The 14,634-nt window shown below is 61.8% G+C and carries 15 protein-coding genes; 8 read left to right on the plus strand and 7 right to left on the minus strand.

The genetic code is table 11. The features are described from left to right. Positions 1 to 26 precede the first annotated feature (26 nt). Both BRAS3843_RS06065 and BRAS3843_RS06070 read left to right on the plus strand, forming a co-directional pair. The gene (locus tag BRAS3843_RS06065) at positions 27 to 959 is read left to right on the plus strand and encodes an MBL fold metallo-hydrolase (protein ID WP_008967884.1); all 933 of its coding nucleotides are present in this window, start codon (positions 27 to 29) and stop codon (positions 957 to 959) included. A gap of 13 nt (positions 960 to 972) precedes the next feature. Beyond that, positions 973 to 1,962: an alpha/beta hydrolase gene (locus BRAS3843_RS06070; protein WP_035980944.1), complete on the plus strand. Its 990-nt coding sequence runs from the start codon at positions 973 to 975 to the stop codon at positions 1,960 to 1,962. Between the two features lie 87 nt (positions 1,963 to 2,049). On the opposite strand, the gene BRAS3843_RS38805 is transcribed toward BRAS3843_RS06070, so the two are convergent. From BRAS3843_RS38805 to BRAS3843_RS06090, 4 genes are all read right to left on the minus strand, one after another. Further along, positions 2,050 to 2,673: a tetratricopeptide repeat protein gene (locus BRAS3843_RS38805; protein ID WP_008967886.1), complete on the minus strand. Its 624-nt coding sequence runs from the start codon at positions 2,671 to 2,673 to the stop codon at positions 2,050 to 2,052. Beyond that, positions 2,674 to 4,218, minus strand: a complete 1,545-nt coding sequence (locus tag BRAS3843_RS06080; protein WP_201768842.1) for a hypothetical protein — start codon at positions 4,216 to 4,218, stop codon at positions 2,674 to 2,676. 409 nt (positions 4,219 to 4,627) lie between these two features. Next, a complete protein-coding gene (locus BRAS3843_RS06085) occupies positions 4,628 to 5,491 on the minus strand; it encodes a DUF1989 domain-containing protein (RefSeq protein ID WP_008967888.1) in 864 nt (287 codons plus the stop codon). A 123-nt stretch (positions 5,492 to 5,614) separates the two neighbouring features. Next, a complete protein-coding gene (locus BRAS3843_RS06090; protein WP_008967889.1) occupies positions 5,615 to 6,433 on the minus strand; it encodes a DUF2262 domain-containing protein in 819 nt (272 codons plus the stop codon). 396 nt (positions 6,434 to 6,829) lie between these two features. Here BRAS3843_RS06090 and BRAS3843_RS06095 point away from each other — a divergent pair, with 396 nt between their 5' ends. The 5 genes from BRAS3843_RS06095 to BRAS3843_RS06115 all read left to right on the plus strand — a co-directional run bounded on the left by BRAS3843_RS06095 (position 6,830) and on the right by BRAS3843_RS06115 (position 11,148). Next, positions 6,830 to 8,233 carry a hypothetical protein gene (locus BRAS3843_RS06095; RefSeq protein WP_139024748.1) on the plus strand — a complete coding sequence of 468 codons (1,404 nt, stop codon included), beginning with the start codon at positions 6,830 to 6,832 and terminating at the stop codon, positions 8,231 to 8,233. Positions 8,234 to 8,483: 250 nt separating this feature from the next. Beyond that, a complete protein-coding gene (locus tag BRAS3843_RS06100; RefSeq protein WP_008967892.1) occupies positions 8,484 to 9,008 on the plus strand; it encodes a cytochrome P460 family protein in 525 nt (174 codons plus the stop codon). Between the two features lie 290 nt (positions 9,009 to 9,298). Then, the gene (locus tag BRAS3843_RS06105; RefSeq protein ID WP_008967893.1) at positions 9,299 to 9,625 is read left to right on the plus strand and encodes a hypothetical protein; all 327 of its coding nucleotides are present in this window, start codon (positions 9,299 to 9,301) and stop codon (positions 9,623 to 9,625) included. Positions 9,626 to 10,024: 399 nt separating this feature from the next. Then, positions 10,025 to 10,780, plus strand: coding sequence for a hypothetical protein (locus BRAS3843_RS38810; protein ID WP_008967895.1), 756 nt, complete (start codon positions 10,025 to 10,027; stop codon positions 10,778 to 10,780). Further along, a complete protein-coding gene (locus BRAS3843_RS06115) occupies positions 10,777 to 11,148 on the plus strand; it encodes a hypothetical protein (RefSeq protein WP_008967896.1) in 372 nt (123 codons plus the stop codon). The genes BRAS3843_RS38810 and BRAS3843_RS06115 overlap by 4 nt, the downstream gene beginning before the upstream one ends. Before the next feature lie 119 nt (positions 11,149 to 11,267). On the opposite strand, the gene BRAS3843_RS40545 is transcribed toward BRAS3843_RS06115, so the two are convergent. From BRAS3843_RS40545 to BRAS3843_RS06125, 3 genes are all read right to left on the minus strand, one after another. Further along, the gene (locus tag BRAS3843_RS40545) at positions 11,268 to 11,534 is read right to left on the minus strand and encodes a hypothetical protein (protein ID WP_139024749.1); all 267 of its coding nucleotides are present in this window, start codon (positions 11,532 to 11,534) and stop codon (positions 11,268 to 11,270) included. 100 nt (positions 11,535 to 11,634) lie between these two features. Then, positions 11,635 to 12,678, minus strand: a complete 1,044-nt coding sequence (locus BRAS3843_RS06120) for a medium chain dehydrogenase/reductase family protein (RefSeq protein WP_008967898.1) — start codon at positions 12,676 to 12,678, stop codon at positions 11,635 to 11,637. 333 nt (positions 12,679 to 13,011) lie between these two features. Next, positions 13,012 to 13,647, minus strand: coding sequence for a DUF1326 domain-containing protein (locus tag BRAS3843_RS06125; RefSeq protein WP_008967899.1), 636 nt, complete (start codon positions 13,645 to 13,647; stop codon positions 13,012 to 13,014). A gap of 669 nt (positions 13,648 to 14,316) precedes the next feature. Here BRAS3843_RS06125 and BRAS3843_RS40550 point away from each other — a divergent pair. Beyond that, the coding region (locus tag BRAS3843_RS40550; protein ID WP_139024750.1) for a hypothetical protein at positions 14,317 to 14,634 on the plus strand (318 nt) is incomplete at its 3' end.

Here is a 14,634-nt window from a genome sequence, read left to right on the forward strand (position 1 = left end):
GATCGTTCGGATCGAGGCAGCCAGATATGCAGGACATCACGACCTACCGCGTTGGCGACGCCACCGTCACCAAGCTATTCGAACTCGCCCTGGACGGGGTGGATGCGTCCTTTCTCTACCCCGGTGCCGACGCCGCCAGCGTCGCGCGGGAACGAGCCGCGTTCGGGCCCGGCTCGGTCGACGCGTCCACCGGGTTGCTCCGCCAGAGCATCCATAGCTGGCTGGTGCAGACGCCGGAGCGGGTGATCCTGATCGATACCGCGACCGGCAATGACAAGGAGCGGCCGAGCGTCCCGATCTTTCACCGCCTGAACGAACCATTTCTCGAGCGGCTAAAGGCGGCCGGCGTCGCTCCCGAAGATGTCGATTTCGTCCTGATGACGCATCTGCATGCCGACCACGTCGGCTGGAATACGCGCCTCGTCGGTGGACGCTGGGTGCCGACCTTTCCGAATGCGCAATATGTGTTCTCCGGCCGCGAGCGGGCCTATCAGGCCGCGCTGTCGGCGCAAGACGGCTCAGATGCTGTGATCCGGGATGCAGCGAAACTCGGCCCGATGACACATCCGCCGCTGGCGGGCGTCTACGAGGACAGCGTGCTGCCGATCATTGAGGCTGGCCTCGCGCGGGAGATCGTGGTCGACGGCTCTGAGGTCGTCGACGGCTTCCGTTATTTGCCGAGCGCGGGTCACAGCATCGATCACGCCTGCATCAGCTTCACTTCGCGCGGCGAGCGTGCGCTGTTCTGGGGTGACGTGATGCATCATCCGCTGCAGGTCGCGCGTCCCGATTGGAACTCGGTCTATTGCGAATTCCCGCAAGCCGCGCAGGCGTCGCGCCGATGGGCGATGAACCACGCCGCCGAGACTCAATCGCTCGTCTTCACCACTCACTTTGCCGAATCCTCTGCCGGCCGCATCAGCCGCGACCGCGACCGGTTCGCCTGGCAGTTCGTTTGAGATGGCCCGCACGATGATCGGAAGCGTTTCATCCTCTCAGCGCATCGTTTCGGACAGTCGCCTGATTGCCGGCCCGGCGCCCGACGTGCAGCTTCATCTCATCAACAAGCGCCCGGACGATCTGCGGAGCTTCTCGCCGGAGCGCACGGTCGTGATGATGCACGGCGCGACCTTCTCGTCCGCCAGCCTGTTCGACGTCGCGGTTGGCGGCGCGTCCTTCATGGATGTCCTGGCGCAGGCCGGTTATGACGTCTGGGCGGTCGATGCGCGTGGTTATGGCGGCTCCAGCCGGCCGGTTGAAATGTCGCGCGCGGCCGAGGAGGGGGCGCCGCTGGTGACGGCGCGCACCGCGATCGATGATTTTGGCGCAGCTGTCGACTTCATCTGCCGGCATCGCGACATTCCCCGCCTCAATGTGCTCGGCATGTCCTGGGGTGCGACGGTGGCCGGTGCGTTCGCGAGCGAAGCGTGCGCAAAGGTCGAGAAACTGATCCTGGTGACGCCGTTGTGGCTCTCCAAACAGCCGCTGCGGATCGATGCCGGCGGGCCGCTCTGCGCCTACCGCATCGTCAGTCCGGCGGCGTTCGAGGCCGCATGGCGCAGCGCGGCTCCGGAATATGCGCGACAACAGCTGATCCCGGACGGCTGGTTCCAGGCCTGGGAGAAGGCGACCCTGGCCACCGACCCGGACTCGCCGCAGCCCGGCACGGTCCGCGCACCCTCCGGCGCGGTGCAGGACGTGCGCATGCACTGGACCGCCGGCAAGCCGCTCTATGATCCCGGCGCGATCGCCTGTCCGGTGCTCGTGATATCGGCGGAATGGGACGTCGATGTCCGCTTCGACATGGCGCACGATCTGTTCGTGCGCCTGGTGAACGCACCTTACAAGCGCTTGGTCGAGATCGGGCAGGGCACCCACATGATTCTCATGGAGAAGAATCGCCGACAGGCGTTCGACGCGGTGATCGGCTTTCTCGACGAGCGCGTGGTACCAGCAAGCTGAGGCTTGGTTATCCGCCAGATGCCCAATGACGGCGCTGATGTCGCGCGGCGCCGGAGCGACATTTTCGCTTCAAAGGGCTCATTGATCTCAACGTGCGGCTAACCGCTTATAGGCAGCAATGGCGCGCTTGAGATCGTCATATTCGTTGCACGAAAGCAAACAGACATTTTCCAATGCGGCGAGTTGTTGCTCAGCTTTGATGGAGTCGCCGAGAACCAGATAGGCCTCGCCAAGATGCTCGTGCGCGCTGCGATGACGCGGGTTGAGTATCAACGCTCGCTGATAATGTCCGATAGCCGGACCAAGCTGACGTAGCCGCCGATAGGCATAGCCAATGTAGTTTTGGATATCGGCGTTCTGGGGGTCGCGCAGCGCGGCGAGTTCGAACGCTGTGATTGCACCGTTCCAATCCTCTGCCGCGAGCGCCCTCTTGCCTGCACTGAAATCAGGATCGAGTTGCGCCCAGTCAGCATCCGACGCGACCAACACCATAGTGGTGCAAATCGGCCAGGCTTCGGGCGTGATGGCGGTGTCAGCTCTAGCGCCGGGTCCGCCGAGCGGTGCCGGAGACCGCCAATCGGGCAGGCCTTTGGTGTAGACGCCGAAACCCGCGACTAGCGCACCGAGCATGACGGCCACTGCGATCGCTCGGATCATCGTCGGATCTTCTCCTCCGTCGGGGCCGCCGGACGAGGTCAGACGGCCCTTCATCTACCGATTCGTCCCGACAGTCACATCTCGTTGCAAGTAAGCCTTGGCCTCGCGGATTTCTGGCCGCTCAGCATCGGCGTTCTTGGCCAGCTCCACGAGCTTGCCGAAATATTCGACTGCCTTCTGATGGTTGCCCAAGCCATCCGCTGCCCGGGCGGCTCCCCAGAAGCCGCGGAAGCGGTTGGGGGTTTGCTTGAGCGCGGTCTCGAATTCGCTCAGTGCCGCCGCGGGCTGCCCGATTTCGAGCAGCATTTCCCCGAGCAGTTCGCGGAACGGAAAGAGGCGGTTTTCCATCGCCACGTGTTTGAGGCTGCCGTCCTCGCTGTCGGCGGCTGCGCGCATATATCGTAACGCCCGATCGCGGTCGCCTTCCTTGAGTGCCACCCACGCCGAAACGGCAAGCATCTGCTCTTCCGTGCGGTCGGCCCAGTAGGACTGGTCGGCACCCTGCAGGGTCGTGCGCAACACCTTCATCGCGTCGATCTCTTCCCTGGCGCCGGCGAGATCGCCGGTACGCGCCATGCCGAGCCCGCGCGTGAAGCGGATCAGAGAATCCGCCATGGGATATTTGGTCGGAATCATCGGCAGCGCAGCAGCGCCGGCCCAATCTGCCCGCTCCAAGACATAGCGGGCCGGCATAGCGGCCTTGGCGGTGAAATTGACGAAGTTGATCGGTCGATCGCCGCGATCGGCGGTGGCAAGTGATTTCCTGATCATCGCATCAGCCTTGGCATCCTGCGCGAGCTGCAGATACGCATAGACGGTAAAATCTGACGCGTGATAGTAGTCGGGCTGGATCTCAAGCGCTGAAGCGTTCGAAGCGATGGATTCTTCCCAGAGCCCGACCATGGAATAGATGTGTGACGGCATGTGCCGCGCATGCGGCACGGCCGGCGCAATGCCGGCATAGCGCCGCGCCGACGCGACTCCCTTTTCGGCAAGCGGCGCAAAGTCGTAGGCGTGAATGAGGTAGTGCGTCACGCCCGGATGCTGCGGGTTCTGCTCGAAGAGCTTTTCCAGGAGTGCTGCGGATTTGAGCTGCTGGGCGTAGGTGAGGTCGCTCTTCGGTGCCGAGGCTTGCAGCGTCAGCGCGTAGTAAGCCTGCACCTCGTAGTCGTCAGGATAGGTTTGCGCCATTCGCTCCATCGCGGCATTGTAGGCCGCCAATCGGGCATCCACCGGTCTGTTGTCATAATCGCGGAAATAAGCACTCAGTGCCTCGATCCAGTCGCGCTCGCGTTGGGTCTTCGGCCCCGCAGTCCGTGCTTTTTCAAGGGCCTCCCAAGCCGCCTGCGCCTCCGCGCGCGTCGGCGTGGTTGCCAGCGTGTTGCCGAGGAGGTCCATCGCCACACCCCAATATGCCATGGCACAGTCGGGATCCTGCTGCAGTATGGCTTCGAACTTCCGGCGGGCGATCAGGAACCAATACGAATGCAGCATGGCAACGCCGCGGTCGAACTCGGCCTGCACATCGGGGGCACAGGATGTCGGGAAGCTCACTTTGCCGAGTTGCTGGTCCTGCTGGCCGAACGAGCCGCTTGCCACGGCTGCGGTGATCAGGCCGGCTGCAAACAATGTTCGTGTCGAGTGAGTGCTCATAGTAACTCCCCCTCAAAATTGCCAGCGATAGCCTCCGTCCCGAAAACAATGAAAATCCACTTCCTCGCCCGTGCTGATGCTGCTCATCGATTTCGGGCAACGTCCGGCTGGCAGCTCGCCCCGAATATTACGCCAACCCAAATCCCGGAAAGAGCAGTAAGGCTTCCATACTTCGCCCAGACTTGGCCAGGGCTGCCGATTTTCGTGCTGCAGCAAGGTGGCAGCTATCCGGGGTACAAACGGCCGTGGCGCGTCAAAATGGTCCGGAGAGCAGCTCGTGCCCCAATGCGGGCATTTGGGCTGCAATGCTCGCGCTTAGCCGACAATTCCCGACCAATTTTCGAGGGCATCGAACCTAGCCAGATCCGCCGTGACGGCGCTGATAGCGGCTCGTCGCCGGCCACGGCCAGGCGGCAAGTGTCGACCGATCCGGCTCGAAGATTTCGACCTTGAGCGGGTAGCATGCTGCAGCGTCGCTCGAATGCGTCGCGCTGCAGTCGCCGCCGGGACAGGCCGACAGCGCGCCGAGCAGATCGATCTCGGCCAGGAACTCGATGAAGTCGCCGGGGCGGACCGGGCTCGCCTTCATGAAATATTGGTGCGTGTCCGCCGTGAAGCCGGTGCACATGAAGACGTTGAGCACGTCGTGGACGTGGTGCTCCACCGTGTCAGGCGCGGCCTTCAACTCCGCACCGAGCGCGCGGGCGAGGTTGGAATGGCAGCAGAAATCATAGGCGCGGCCGTTCAACAGCATGTTGGTGTAGGGATCGCAGCGCGTGCCGATCACGTCATGCACGCCGGCACCATCGGCGTCCCAGCCATACCAGCCGAGCGTGTCATGGCTGATGGTCGCCATCGGCCTGAGATAAGGCATGCTGCTCCAGAGCCGGTCGCCGGTGCTGACATGGGTGGCGTGCAGCGCCCGGGTCTTGCCGCTGAAGAAGCGCTCGGCGAGATCGTCGGCGTTCCAGAGATTGAGATCGCCGACCTGCGGGCCTTCGATGCTGATGATGCGGAAGAACTGGCCGCGTGAGACGCGAAACGACCGCGCATCGCGCGGCGGCACCACGATCTCGTCGGTCTTCACCAGTGTCGCGCGCGCGGCCTCCAGCACGGCCATGTCGGGCCGCGGCATCGCGCCGGCGGGATAGACGATCGCGGGCTTGGCCGCACGGCGTGCGGTGGCGTCGATGGGTTCAGCCGTGACATTGGGCGACATCGTTCGAACTCGGGTCAATGCGGAGGGGGCAGTGTGAGGACTGATAGCCTGTGACCGAGGCTTGGCGACTGATTTCGACCAAGTCAACCAGTTCGCCGGCAAGACCATGCGCAACTGAGAATGTTATCCCTGAATATCCGCCGAGTGCGCGCCATCAAACAGATTTCCGATCACCTCAATGTCGTGACCGCCGAACATCTCATCGTCATGGCAGGAGAATTCGAAACGGCCGGTCTGATAGAGGACGATCCCTTGTGGTGTGATCCTGTCGAAGAACTCTTCGGCGGTGACCTCCTCCTCGTCATCCGCAAGCCAGTTCTCATTCTTGAGGTCAAGCAGGCTTGTCACCGCGCACGCGCGGACAGCCTGGTCCCATTTGGCCTGAGAGTCCCACAATGCGTGCGCCAACGCGATCAGCCGCTCGACATTGTCGCATCCGGACATCGACAGGCGCAAGACGACCTCGTTCGATATCCAGGTCGCAGTGGTCTCGAACCAGTTGACCCGGCGATCCAGGGTGAACAGGCCGAACCTGTCGTCGTTGACCCTGACGGGCCGGCCCAGCGCCTCCGCTCGGCTCGTGAGGTCGGCATCGCCGTCATACATCACCGCGACGATGTCGACGAATTCGCCTTGCGGCGTTCCAAACGCGCTTTCGTCCGCGACCCGCGCGCGAATGCGCACGACGTCGAACGCCTTGACCCGCATCAGGGACGAACGACGTGTCGCCTCACTGACGGCACCACGGATCGTGAGCTTACGGTCCTGGATCGCGCCACCCTCATATCGCCAGGGCTCGAGGGTGAACATCAAGTTGTGCGCGCGACCGGGGATTTCCGCCCCCCAGGCCCCGAGCGGGCCGACCACGCCGACGATGTCGGTGATCTCCCGGTGTTTGAGTTGCGCGAGCAGCTCGACGAGATTCTTCGGTCCATCGGCCATGTTCAGCGCCCGTGAGGTTCGCGGCAGGCCAGGGCATTCTTGCGGAGAGGAATGCCGGCGTTACGCGAAAAAATGACGGCATCGAATCTAGAGCGCTTCGCTGCCCAGGTCTACGAGTGGAGCGTAGACTTCCGCAGGCCTGACGTTCGGGTGTGGCCTGCTGGAGACTGCCCGCAAATTCGGAAGCAGTCCGGTTGTTTTCACATCATCAGCGTACTGCCAAATGAACCGCATCACCCCAAACCGGAGGTTGTTGCGTCCCCGGAGCACGTCTTTGTGTCACATTCGGGGCTTACGACAGAACGAAAAGCCTAAGGCGCGTCGCCAGCGATTCAGAATCTGCGTTTGACGCGCGATGAACGAGGGACAGGGGGTCTTCGAAAAATGGGTCAGCCCTTGCTGACATTCCTGCTGACGTTCCTGGTGTTGTGGGTGGGCTTGTTCCTGCTTGGGCTCGCTATCGGCACCCTGTCGTACAAAGCTGGACGGGTGCTGTGGGCAAGGGGCGGCTCAATCCCGATCCGCCGCATTGTGATCGGCCGCGGACCGGTCGTGGCGCGCGGGCGCTTCGGCGACATGCGGGTGGAGCTGCGCCTCGTACCGACAGGCATGGTCGTGATTTGCGCCGAGCTGGCCAGTGCTCCGAAACGCTCGGCCGTGCTGCTTTATCTTCTCAGCGGCGTGATCGGAAACGTTGTTCTGATCGGCCTCATCATCGGGCTCCATCGCGCAGCCATCGCACCGCCCATCCTGCACGATCCCGTTGGAATGCCGCTGCTCGTCCCGCAAGCCAGCATTCTCATCTTCGCGCAACTCATGGCGATCGGCGTCAGCCTGGCGGAGCCGTTCGTCTATGCGCGATCGCGCCTGATCATGACCTATCGCGCGGGTACGACGCGACCGCCGATAAGCACGCGGTCATGGGCTTTCGTGCGTATCCTATACCGAGTTGCTGTCCATCAACGACTGGGCAATCAAGACGCCCGCCGCATGGCGTGGGCGGCAGTGCGGCGAGAGCTTGCGCAGGGCGATTTGACGCCCGAAGAGGAGATGTACGCGCTCGACTGGATCATCACCAACTGGCTGATGACCGATAGGCTCATCGCTGCCAGACCGATCTTAGCCGATCGCGGCCTTCGCCCGAACATCGACGAGTGGTCCGATCGGGCGATGCGGCTCGGCCCCAAGATCAAGACCCTCGTCGCGAGCCGCGGAGCCGCGCTGGTCGAGCTCGGTCGCTATGTCGAGGGAAAAGCCTTGCTGCAAAGCGGAGTGTCCATCAAAGGGGCGCCCCTGGCGGACACTCTCCTGAACCGGATCTGCCTGGCCCGCGCCGAGCACGCTTTGGGCAACGCGGCCGCTGCCCACAGATGGATGAGACAGGCACAGGCGATCGTCCGGGCCGAGACCCGTCCCCCGCTGTCGGCGGTCTGGTTGCGACTGATCCATCGTGCGGAATGCGAGATGCGGTCTCGCCGTTCCCGTCGCCAACATCAATATGGTCGCCGCGCGCTGAAAGCGCATGCAAAGCTACCTCTGCTCGGACTTCGGGCCTTTCGTGCAGATCAGCCCACCCCCATATCCCCTTGCTCGCCTCGCTCCCTCGTTGTCACGTTCGTTGCCATCTTATTCGGATTGGCGATCAGCCTCGTGCTGGCCGTGGCGACTGTGCCCGAGCCCGATCGAAACGCGATGCGCAGCACCGCCCCGGCCGTTGCGCGCTTCTTGTCGAGCGGGCTCAGGGGATCCTCGTCGGGCCGTTTTTCTAACATAGATCAGATCACCCGGTTCCGCCCTTGAATATACTCGGCGCAGCAATATTGCGGGCATGGAAGCTTCCTCATACTTGCAAGCTCACAAGACCAAAAGACAACATAGCGGCAGATAACAGTCGGCGACTTCGGGACTCATTGGCGCCGGGCAGGGGCCATTGCGGCCTCGACCTCACGGCTCTGACTCATCCGCTTGCTCAGCGGACGCTGCTCGCTGACATTGACGTTCAAAACGTGAGGCAAATAAGCTCAGCTTCGCCCATTGGGACAGGACCGCCATGATGCGCAAAACCAAGCTTTCGATCGCGATAGCCACGGCAGCGCTCGGCGCCGCGGCCGCTTACGCCGAGGACAAATACGCCTTGAAATCGCCGGACGGCGTCGCGTTCTCGGACTTCAAAGGATATGAGGACTGGTCGGTGGTTTCTTCCGCACGGACCGACGAAGTCCTCAAGGTGATCGTCGCCAATCCGACCATGATCGAGGCGTACAAGGCCGGCATTCCGGGTAACGGCCAGCCTTTCCCGGATGGCGCCAAGATCGCGAAGCTCCAGTGGAAACCGAAGAAGAGCACGGAAGCCCCATTCGCCGTGGATGTGCCTGACGTGTTCACGCAGGCGTTCGTGATGGAAAAGGACAGCCAGCGATTTCCGAAAAGCGGCGGCTGGGGATACGCGCTGTTCAACTACGATGCCGGATCCGACAGTTTCGCAGCTGATGCCAGCCCCTCAGATTGCGGACACGCATGCCATGTGGCTGTCAAGGCGAAGGACCACATCTTCCATCCGTACCAGAAGCGTTGAGCGGCGCACGCTGTCGATAGCGGGTGCGCAGCCTCTCACTGGTGAGTCCGGATCGCCTCGAGCTGGCCACATGCGTAAAGTCACCGCCGTCCGCTCCTGTGGATCGAGCGGACGCGCTTCTTTGTTGCTGGCGTTGCGGCCTGCACAGCCAAAGCCTCACTGGCGATGCGAGTAAATTCGCGCTACTGGCGAAAGCGCCTTAGCAGGGAATAAGGTGACAGCTGATGAAGTGTCTTCGGATCTACGCAACCCCGGATGGTGAATCTCACTTCGGTGAAGTGGAAATCCCCATGACGGCGAAGCTGACCGTTGCTCCTGGTGCCAAGCCGTTTCAAGTGTCCGGGCGCTATCTCGCGTCGAGCATCGCGTTTACTCAGATCCCTGCCGGCATGCGACAGGTTGATTGGCACACCGTTCCGGCGCGAATATTGACTGTCAGACTGACCGGGGCGGTCGAATACGAGACGAGCGACGGCGAGGTCCGGCACGTCTCTGCGGGCGAGTTCGTGTTGGTGGAGGACACACACGGCAAGGGCCATCTGTCTCGTCACTCCCCAGACGCGCAAGCCGTTCTTTGGATCACGCTACCCGACGGCCTCGATTTGCCGCCCGCATAGTTCGCAGGGCGCGTTATCGACCACGCCGCTGAAGTTTGCAGCGGGACCGTAGCGGATCTCCCCGATGCCGCTTGGATGTTCGCCCACAGGGACCGAACCAGAAGCGAGCCATCCGCGAGCCGAGCGGCCGATTTTGCCTATTAGCGGACATCAATCGCGTGACGTCATCACCGCGAACGATCGCTGACGTCAGCCTGTTAGTTAGCAAACTATGGCCGCTGTTAACCACGAAACCAGTCAACAGATGAAACATGGTAAAATTTGAGATAAATTTTAGTCATTGAAGAGTTCACCGACGCATTGCGTCCCGTGAACAAGCAAGAATAGCTTTTTCTTCTTCGTGTTCCCGTCGGCGGACGGTTGTGAATCTACATTTCACCGGCGCGCGGAGAACTGCACATGAAGCAGCTGTTTTTGGCTGCCATCATTGCGATGGCGGCGAGCGAACCTGCATGGGCTCAATCATCGACGGGAACGGGCCTCGGCCTTGCCAAATCAGCCTCGAACGCGCAGGCGATATCGGGGCAGGGCGGCACGGGAGTTGGAGTCGCCGCAATCACCACCAACAGCAACGTGCCGGCCGAGCAAACGATCAAGAGCGTGCCCGGCATTGTCGCACCGGGCTTGGCCGCGGCCGGGCTCGAAACGTGCCTCGGCTCGGTTTCCGGCGGCGGGGCCTTTGTCGGAACCGGATTTAGCTTCGGCAGCACGATCCCTGATCCCGGCTGCGCGGCGCGGCTCGATGCGCGCACCTTGTGGAGCTTCGGATTGAAGAAGGCGGCGGTTGCGCGGCTCTGCCTCAACCCAGACATCTATCGCGCAATGCCGGAGGTCTGCGTCAAGTACCTGCCGCCACTGGCGCCGGACTATCGCGCCGCGCCGAAGGTCCCGACCCGCACCGCGCAGGCGGAAGCGTCCGAGGAGCAGGCCTACACCGGCGGCGACATTTGGCTGGTGGAAGGAGCAACCGGCAAGACCCGTCTCTGCAAGGACTACGATGTGACCCAGCAAAGCTGCCGTGTCTGGGCTCACGTCGCTCACCATTCGACGCCGAAGAAGAAGGCGCCAGCGGGTGGTGAAACGTCTCACACGGCGGCATCTCCAGCCCCGGCATTCGCCGAGGCAGTAACCGAAAAGAAAGGGAAGTCACAATGAAGAAGCTGTTGATGAGTATTTCGTTCATCGCTCTGGTGGGAAGCATCTTGCCGGCTGATGCCGGGTCCACGCTCGCCATCGGCGGCGGTGCCAATCTTGGTAATGTGACCACGCTCACCGGTGCTGCAACGTTGGGCAATGCCGCAGCTGCCTCGGCGGCCAACGGCATCAATACTTCGGTGGGGAGCGGGGTTGCCGTTGCAACGCCTGCGGGGAGCCTCAGTGCTGGTATTGGCTCCTCGATTGGTCAGTCAATCGGACAATCCGGTGCAGTCGCCGGTCCGGGTGGTGGCGCGGCCTTGAGCGGCGCTTTGTCCAACAATCACGGGATCGGCGTCGGCGGAGGCTTCACCAACGTCTTGCCCTAAGACAGACGATAGCAGCATGGTGGCGCACCTCGTCACCATGCTGCTGGTCGGGTGAGTGTTTGCTGCTGTGAGGTGCGAGGGGCGACAGAGAAACGACTTGCCTCGGCCATGCCGGGCCGTCAGGTTCCTTGTAGATCAAATGATACGTATCCGCGGTGCCGGATATGCCAGGGTGACCCATGCCCCTGCATCGCACTCACGGCCATATGATCCATCGATTGCCGCTCCTGCAAGATCACGTAGCGCTTGAACAGTCCAGCAGGGCGGTCGAAAGGGCGAGAGAGGTGCTTCGGCTCTGCCCCGCCCCGAACACCTTCCTGGGCCACAAAACGCAAGAGCCCTTCCCAAGAGAGAATGACGAGCAGTGACGCTTTTTCGCGATCCATGCGGTCTATCGAGTCCGATGCGCCGCTTGTGACCCAAGGTGGAATCGAGTGTCTCGTTGTTTGATCGGGGCGCCGGCTCTGAAATTCGGTATCTGCCGTGTCAGGCGGCACGATGATCGTGTCGCGATGACAAATCCGGGCACAGCACGAGCTTGCCCTCGAGACCGCCGGCTTCCAGGCGCCAATGCGCTTCAGCAACTTCATCCAGCGAGATCCGTTCGGCGACGCGCGGCTGGATAGCGCCGCTGCCGAGCAGCGCGAGCAGGCGCTTCAGGTCCTCCACAAACCATTCAGGATGTTGCAGCCGCATTGCATTAATGGAGTAGAATAAGGCCCGTCTCCCGCCAGGCAGCCACCTCCAGAGATACAATCGCGCGATCCACATCAGCATCGTGAGCATGCGTCGCTGGCCCTGCACTCCCGCCGAGTAGCCATAGGCGCACAACAGGCCGCCGGGCTTGAGCGCCGCAATCGAGCGGCGATAGCCGTCCTCCGCGATGCCGTCGAATACGACGTCAAACCCGCCCGGTAGGACACGGGTGAAGTCTTCACGCTGGTAGTCGATCGGCGTGGCCCCGAGTTCGCGGATCAGCGTGGCATGCCTTCCATGAGCAGCGCCCCACAGCTGAAGCCGGGCCATGCTGCCGAGAACGAGCAACGCCTGACCGACTGCACCGGCAGCTCCATGCACCAGTATGCGCTGTCCTGCCTGCACCTTCCCAGCCCGGTGCAGAAGCTGGTACGCCGTCATCCAGCTCAGGATCAGCGTGGCTGCCTGCGCTACGTCAAGACTCTCCGGCACTGGGGTCAAGTGGTTTGCCTGGAGCGTGCAATAGGTCGCATTCGATCCGAGCACCGTCATGTCTGCCACACGGTCGCCAAGCTGAAATCCGCTCACGCCATCGCCCAGCTGATCGATTTCCCCGACGACATCGTAGCCCATGACAAAGGGTGGGCGCCGGGCTGCAGTTTGCGGGTAGACATGGCGTCGGATCAGCGTATCGGTGTACTCGAGCCCCGAGGCGAGCACGCGGACACGCACCTCGCCCGGACCAGCTGTCGGCAGGGGAGCGTCGACCACTTCGAGCTCCTCGGGACCTCCGAAGCGCCGGAGTTGAACGACGCGATTGCGCGGTTCAATCATGTGCCGATCCTTCCAATCTCGTATTAGAAAGGCATCAGGAGTGGCTATTGGCCGCCAGCAATCATCTCGAAACTTGCCCCGTAATTGATTGATGCAGGTCAATTCCGCGCTTGGCCAAGGCAGGCGTCCGGCATCACAGATGCGAGGTCGGCTGTTCTGGCTAGAGCCGACCTACGGCAGTCCAACGCCAAACGGCGGGTCGTGACCTGAAGCGATCTTGACTCACGGGAGCTACTCAAGAGCCAGTTGAAGCAAGATCAAACGCAAGGCTCGCAGCGACAAGCCTGTCGCGCCTCAGGACGGGTTCAAGGGCAGGGCTCTCAAAGCCTCTGCTCAGTGGATGATCCCGTTTGGCCCCATGTGCAGCATACAGAAATGCGCGTGGCGCCCGGTCCACTCATTTTCGATCGTGCCCGTGGTCTTTGCCGTGCTGCTCGCAAATTCCGCCTCGATATATTCGAAGCCGTGCGGCAGCACGACCTTGGCGCGATGCTCTTCGCCGGTGACAGGATTGCGGATCGGCTCGCTCTTGACGTCGATAATTCCGGCGACCGAGACACGGCCGCTTCGCTTCTCTTGGTCGACTTCAAACTCGATCGGTGCGAACAGCGGCTCGTGGAAGGTCTCGGTCATCGCCGCGACAACGTTGAAGATGGTCGCGAACTGTTCGGTCTCCTGCCCGGCCAGGATCTTCAGGAGGGCCTCGCGCTGGTGCTTGTCGGCCCGCTCGTCGATGATAGCCAAGGCTTCGCCGTGCCCCTCATGGATGGCTCCTGGCCAAGCAAGGATCGCGGCGGCCTTCACTCCGTTCAGCCGGACGTCACCGAAATGACCCTCGTCCACCCGCAGGGCGACGACCGCGCGGCAGTTGCCTCTTGTCGGCCGAGCATCGAACTGGCAGGGGCATCCCCAGTCGCAGTTGCAGGTGGCTAGCTCCGGTCCTTTGATCATCCAATCGACATGGGCCATGGCAATCCTCCTCTCATGCTGGTGAGGGTGTTCGAGTTTGCCACCGGCGGCAGAACTACGCATCAGCCCGCCGGCCGAGCGCGACAAATGGTCGCCCCGGCCCAAAAGGTCAGTGGGACTGCACTTCTCGCAGCTTTTTGACGAGCAGCTTTGAGATGAAACGTGCCTGATGTTCGCAACGGGTCCAACTGCCGACTGCAGTGTGTTGACGGAAATACCAAGGGAGTAAACAAGTGGATGGGTAAGCTGCTCGTCAGAAACGTCGTGAACAGCCAAGTCCAATTTGTCGTGAATCAGATAGCCGACAATCTTGCTGGTCTACGGATATCCGGACAGAACTCTTCCGATCCTCCGCTATCGAACAGCCCTCTCCAAAGGCAGCCAAGGTTTTTCCTGCTCAGTCAACGCGGCTTTTGTCAGATCAATCCGCACGTGCGTCAGATTATTCCGATCCGCTGCACTTAACGTTTCTGCAGAAGTTGAAGTGGCTTGTGAGGGCTGCGAAGGCTGCGTGCTGCAATTCCATTCGTCGTGCCAAGCTCGCCGCTATTATTCGGCTTTTGCGGTAGTTCGGTACTTAGAAAGCAGGCATCTTTTGATATGAATCAAGTTCAAGCTGGCAACGCCAATTAGACGGCGACTTTGGGGGCTTATCTTAGGAGGAAGCCCATGCGTGTTGCGCTAGTTTGTTCAGCGATTGTTGTCGTATCGACGGTGACAGGTGCAGCGGCTGCCGACAATCTCAAGGGGACTTACTACCTTGTGGGTACTCAGGTCTGCCTCGTCGCGCCGGCCGGGTTCAAGCAAGACAATAACGGTAACTTCACGATCCCGATTGGCGATACCAACCTCAGCCAGCTCACTACCGAAGGTCGGGTTATCTACCGTGGTGATGGGACTGGTGAGGCGCAGCAGAACTTCGTGACCATTGTTCCGCCACCCAATCCTTACGGAGCGGCAGTAAGTGCGGGCACCATCTCTTACTCG

This window comes from Bradyrhizobium sp. STM 3843, assembly GCF_000239815.1.
GTDB lineage: Bacteria > Pseudomonadota > Alphaproteobacteria > Rhizobiales > Xanthobacteraceae > Bradyrhizobium.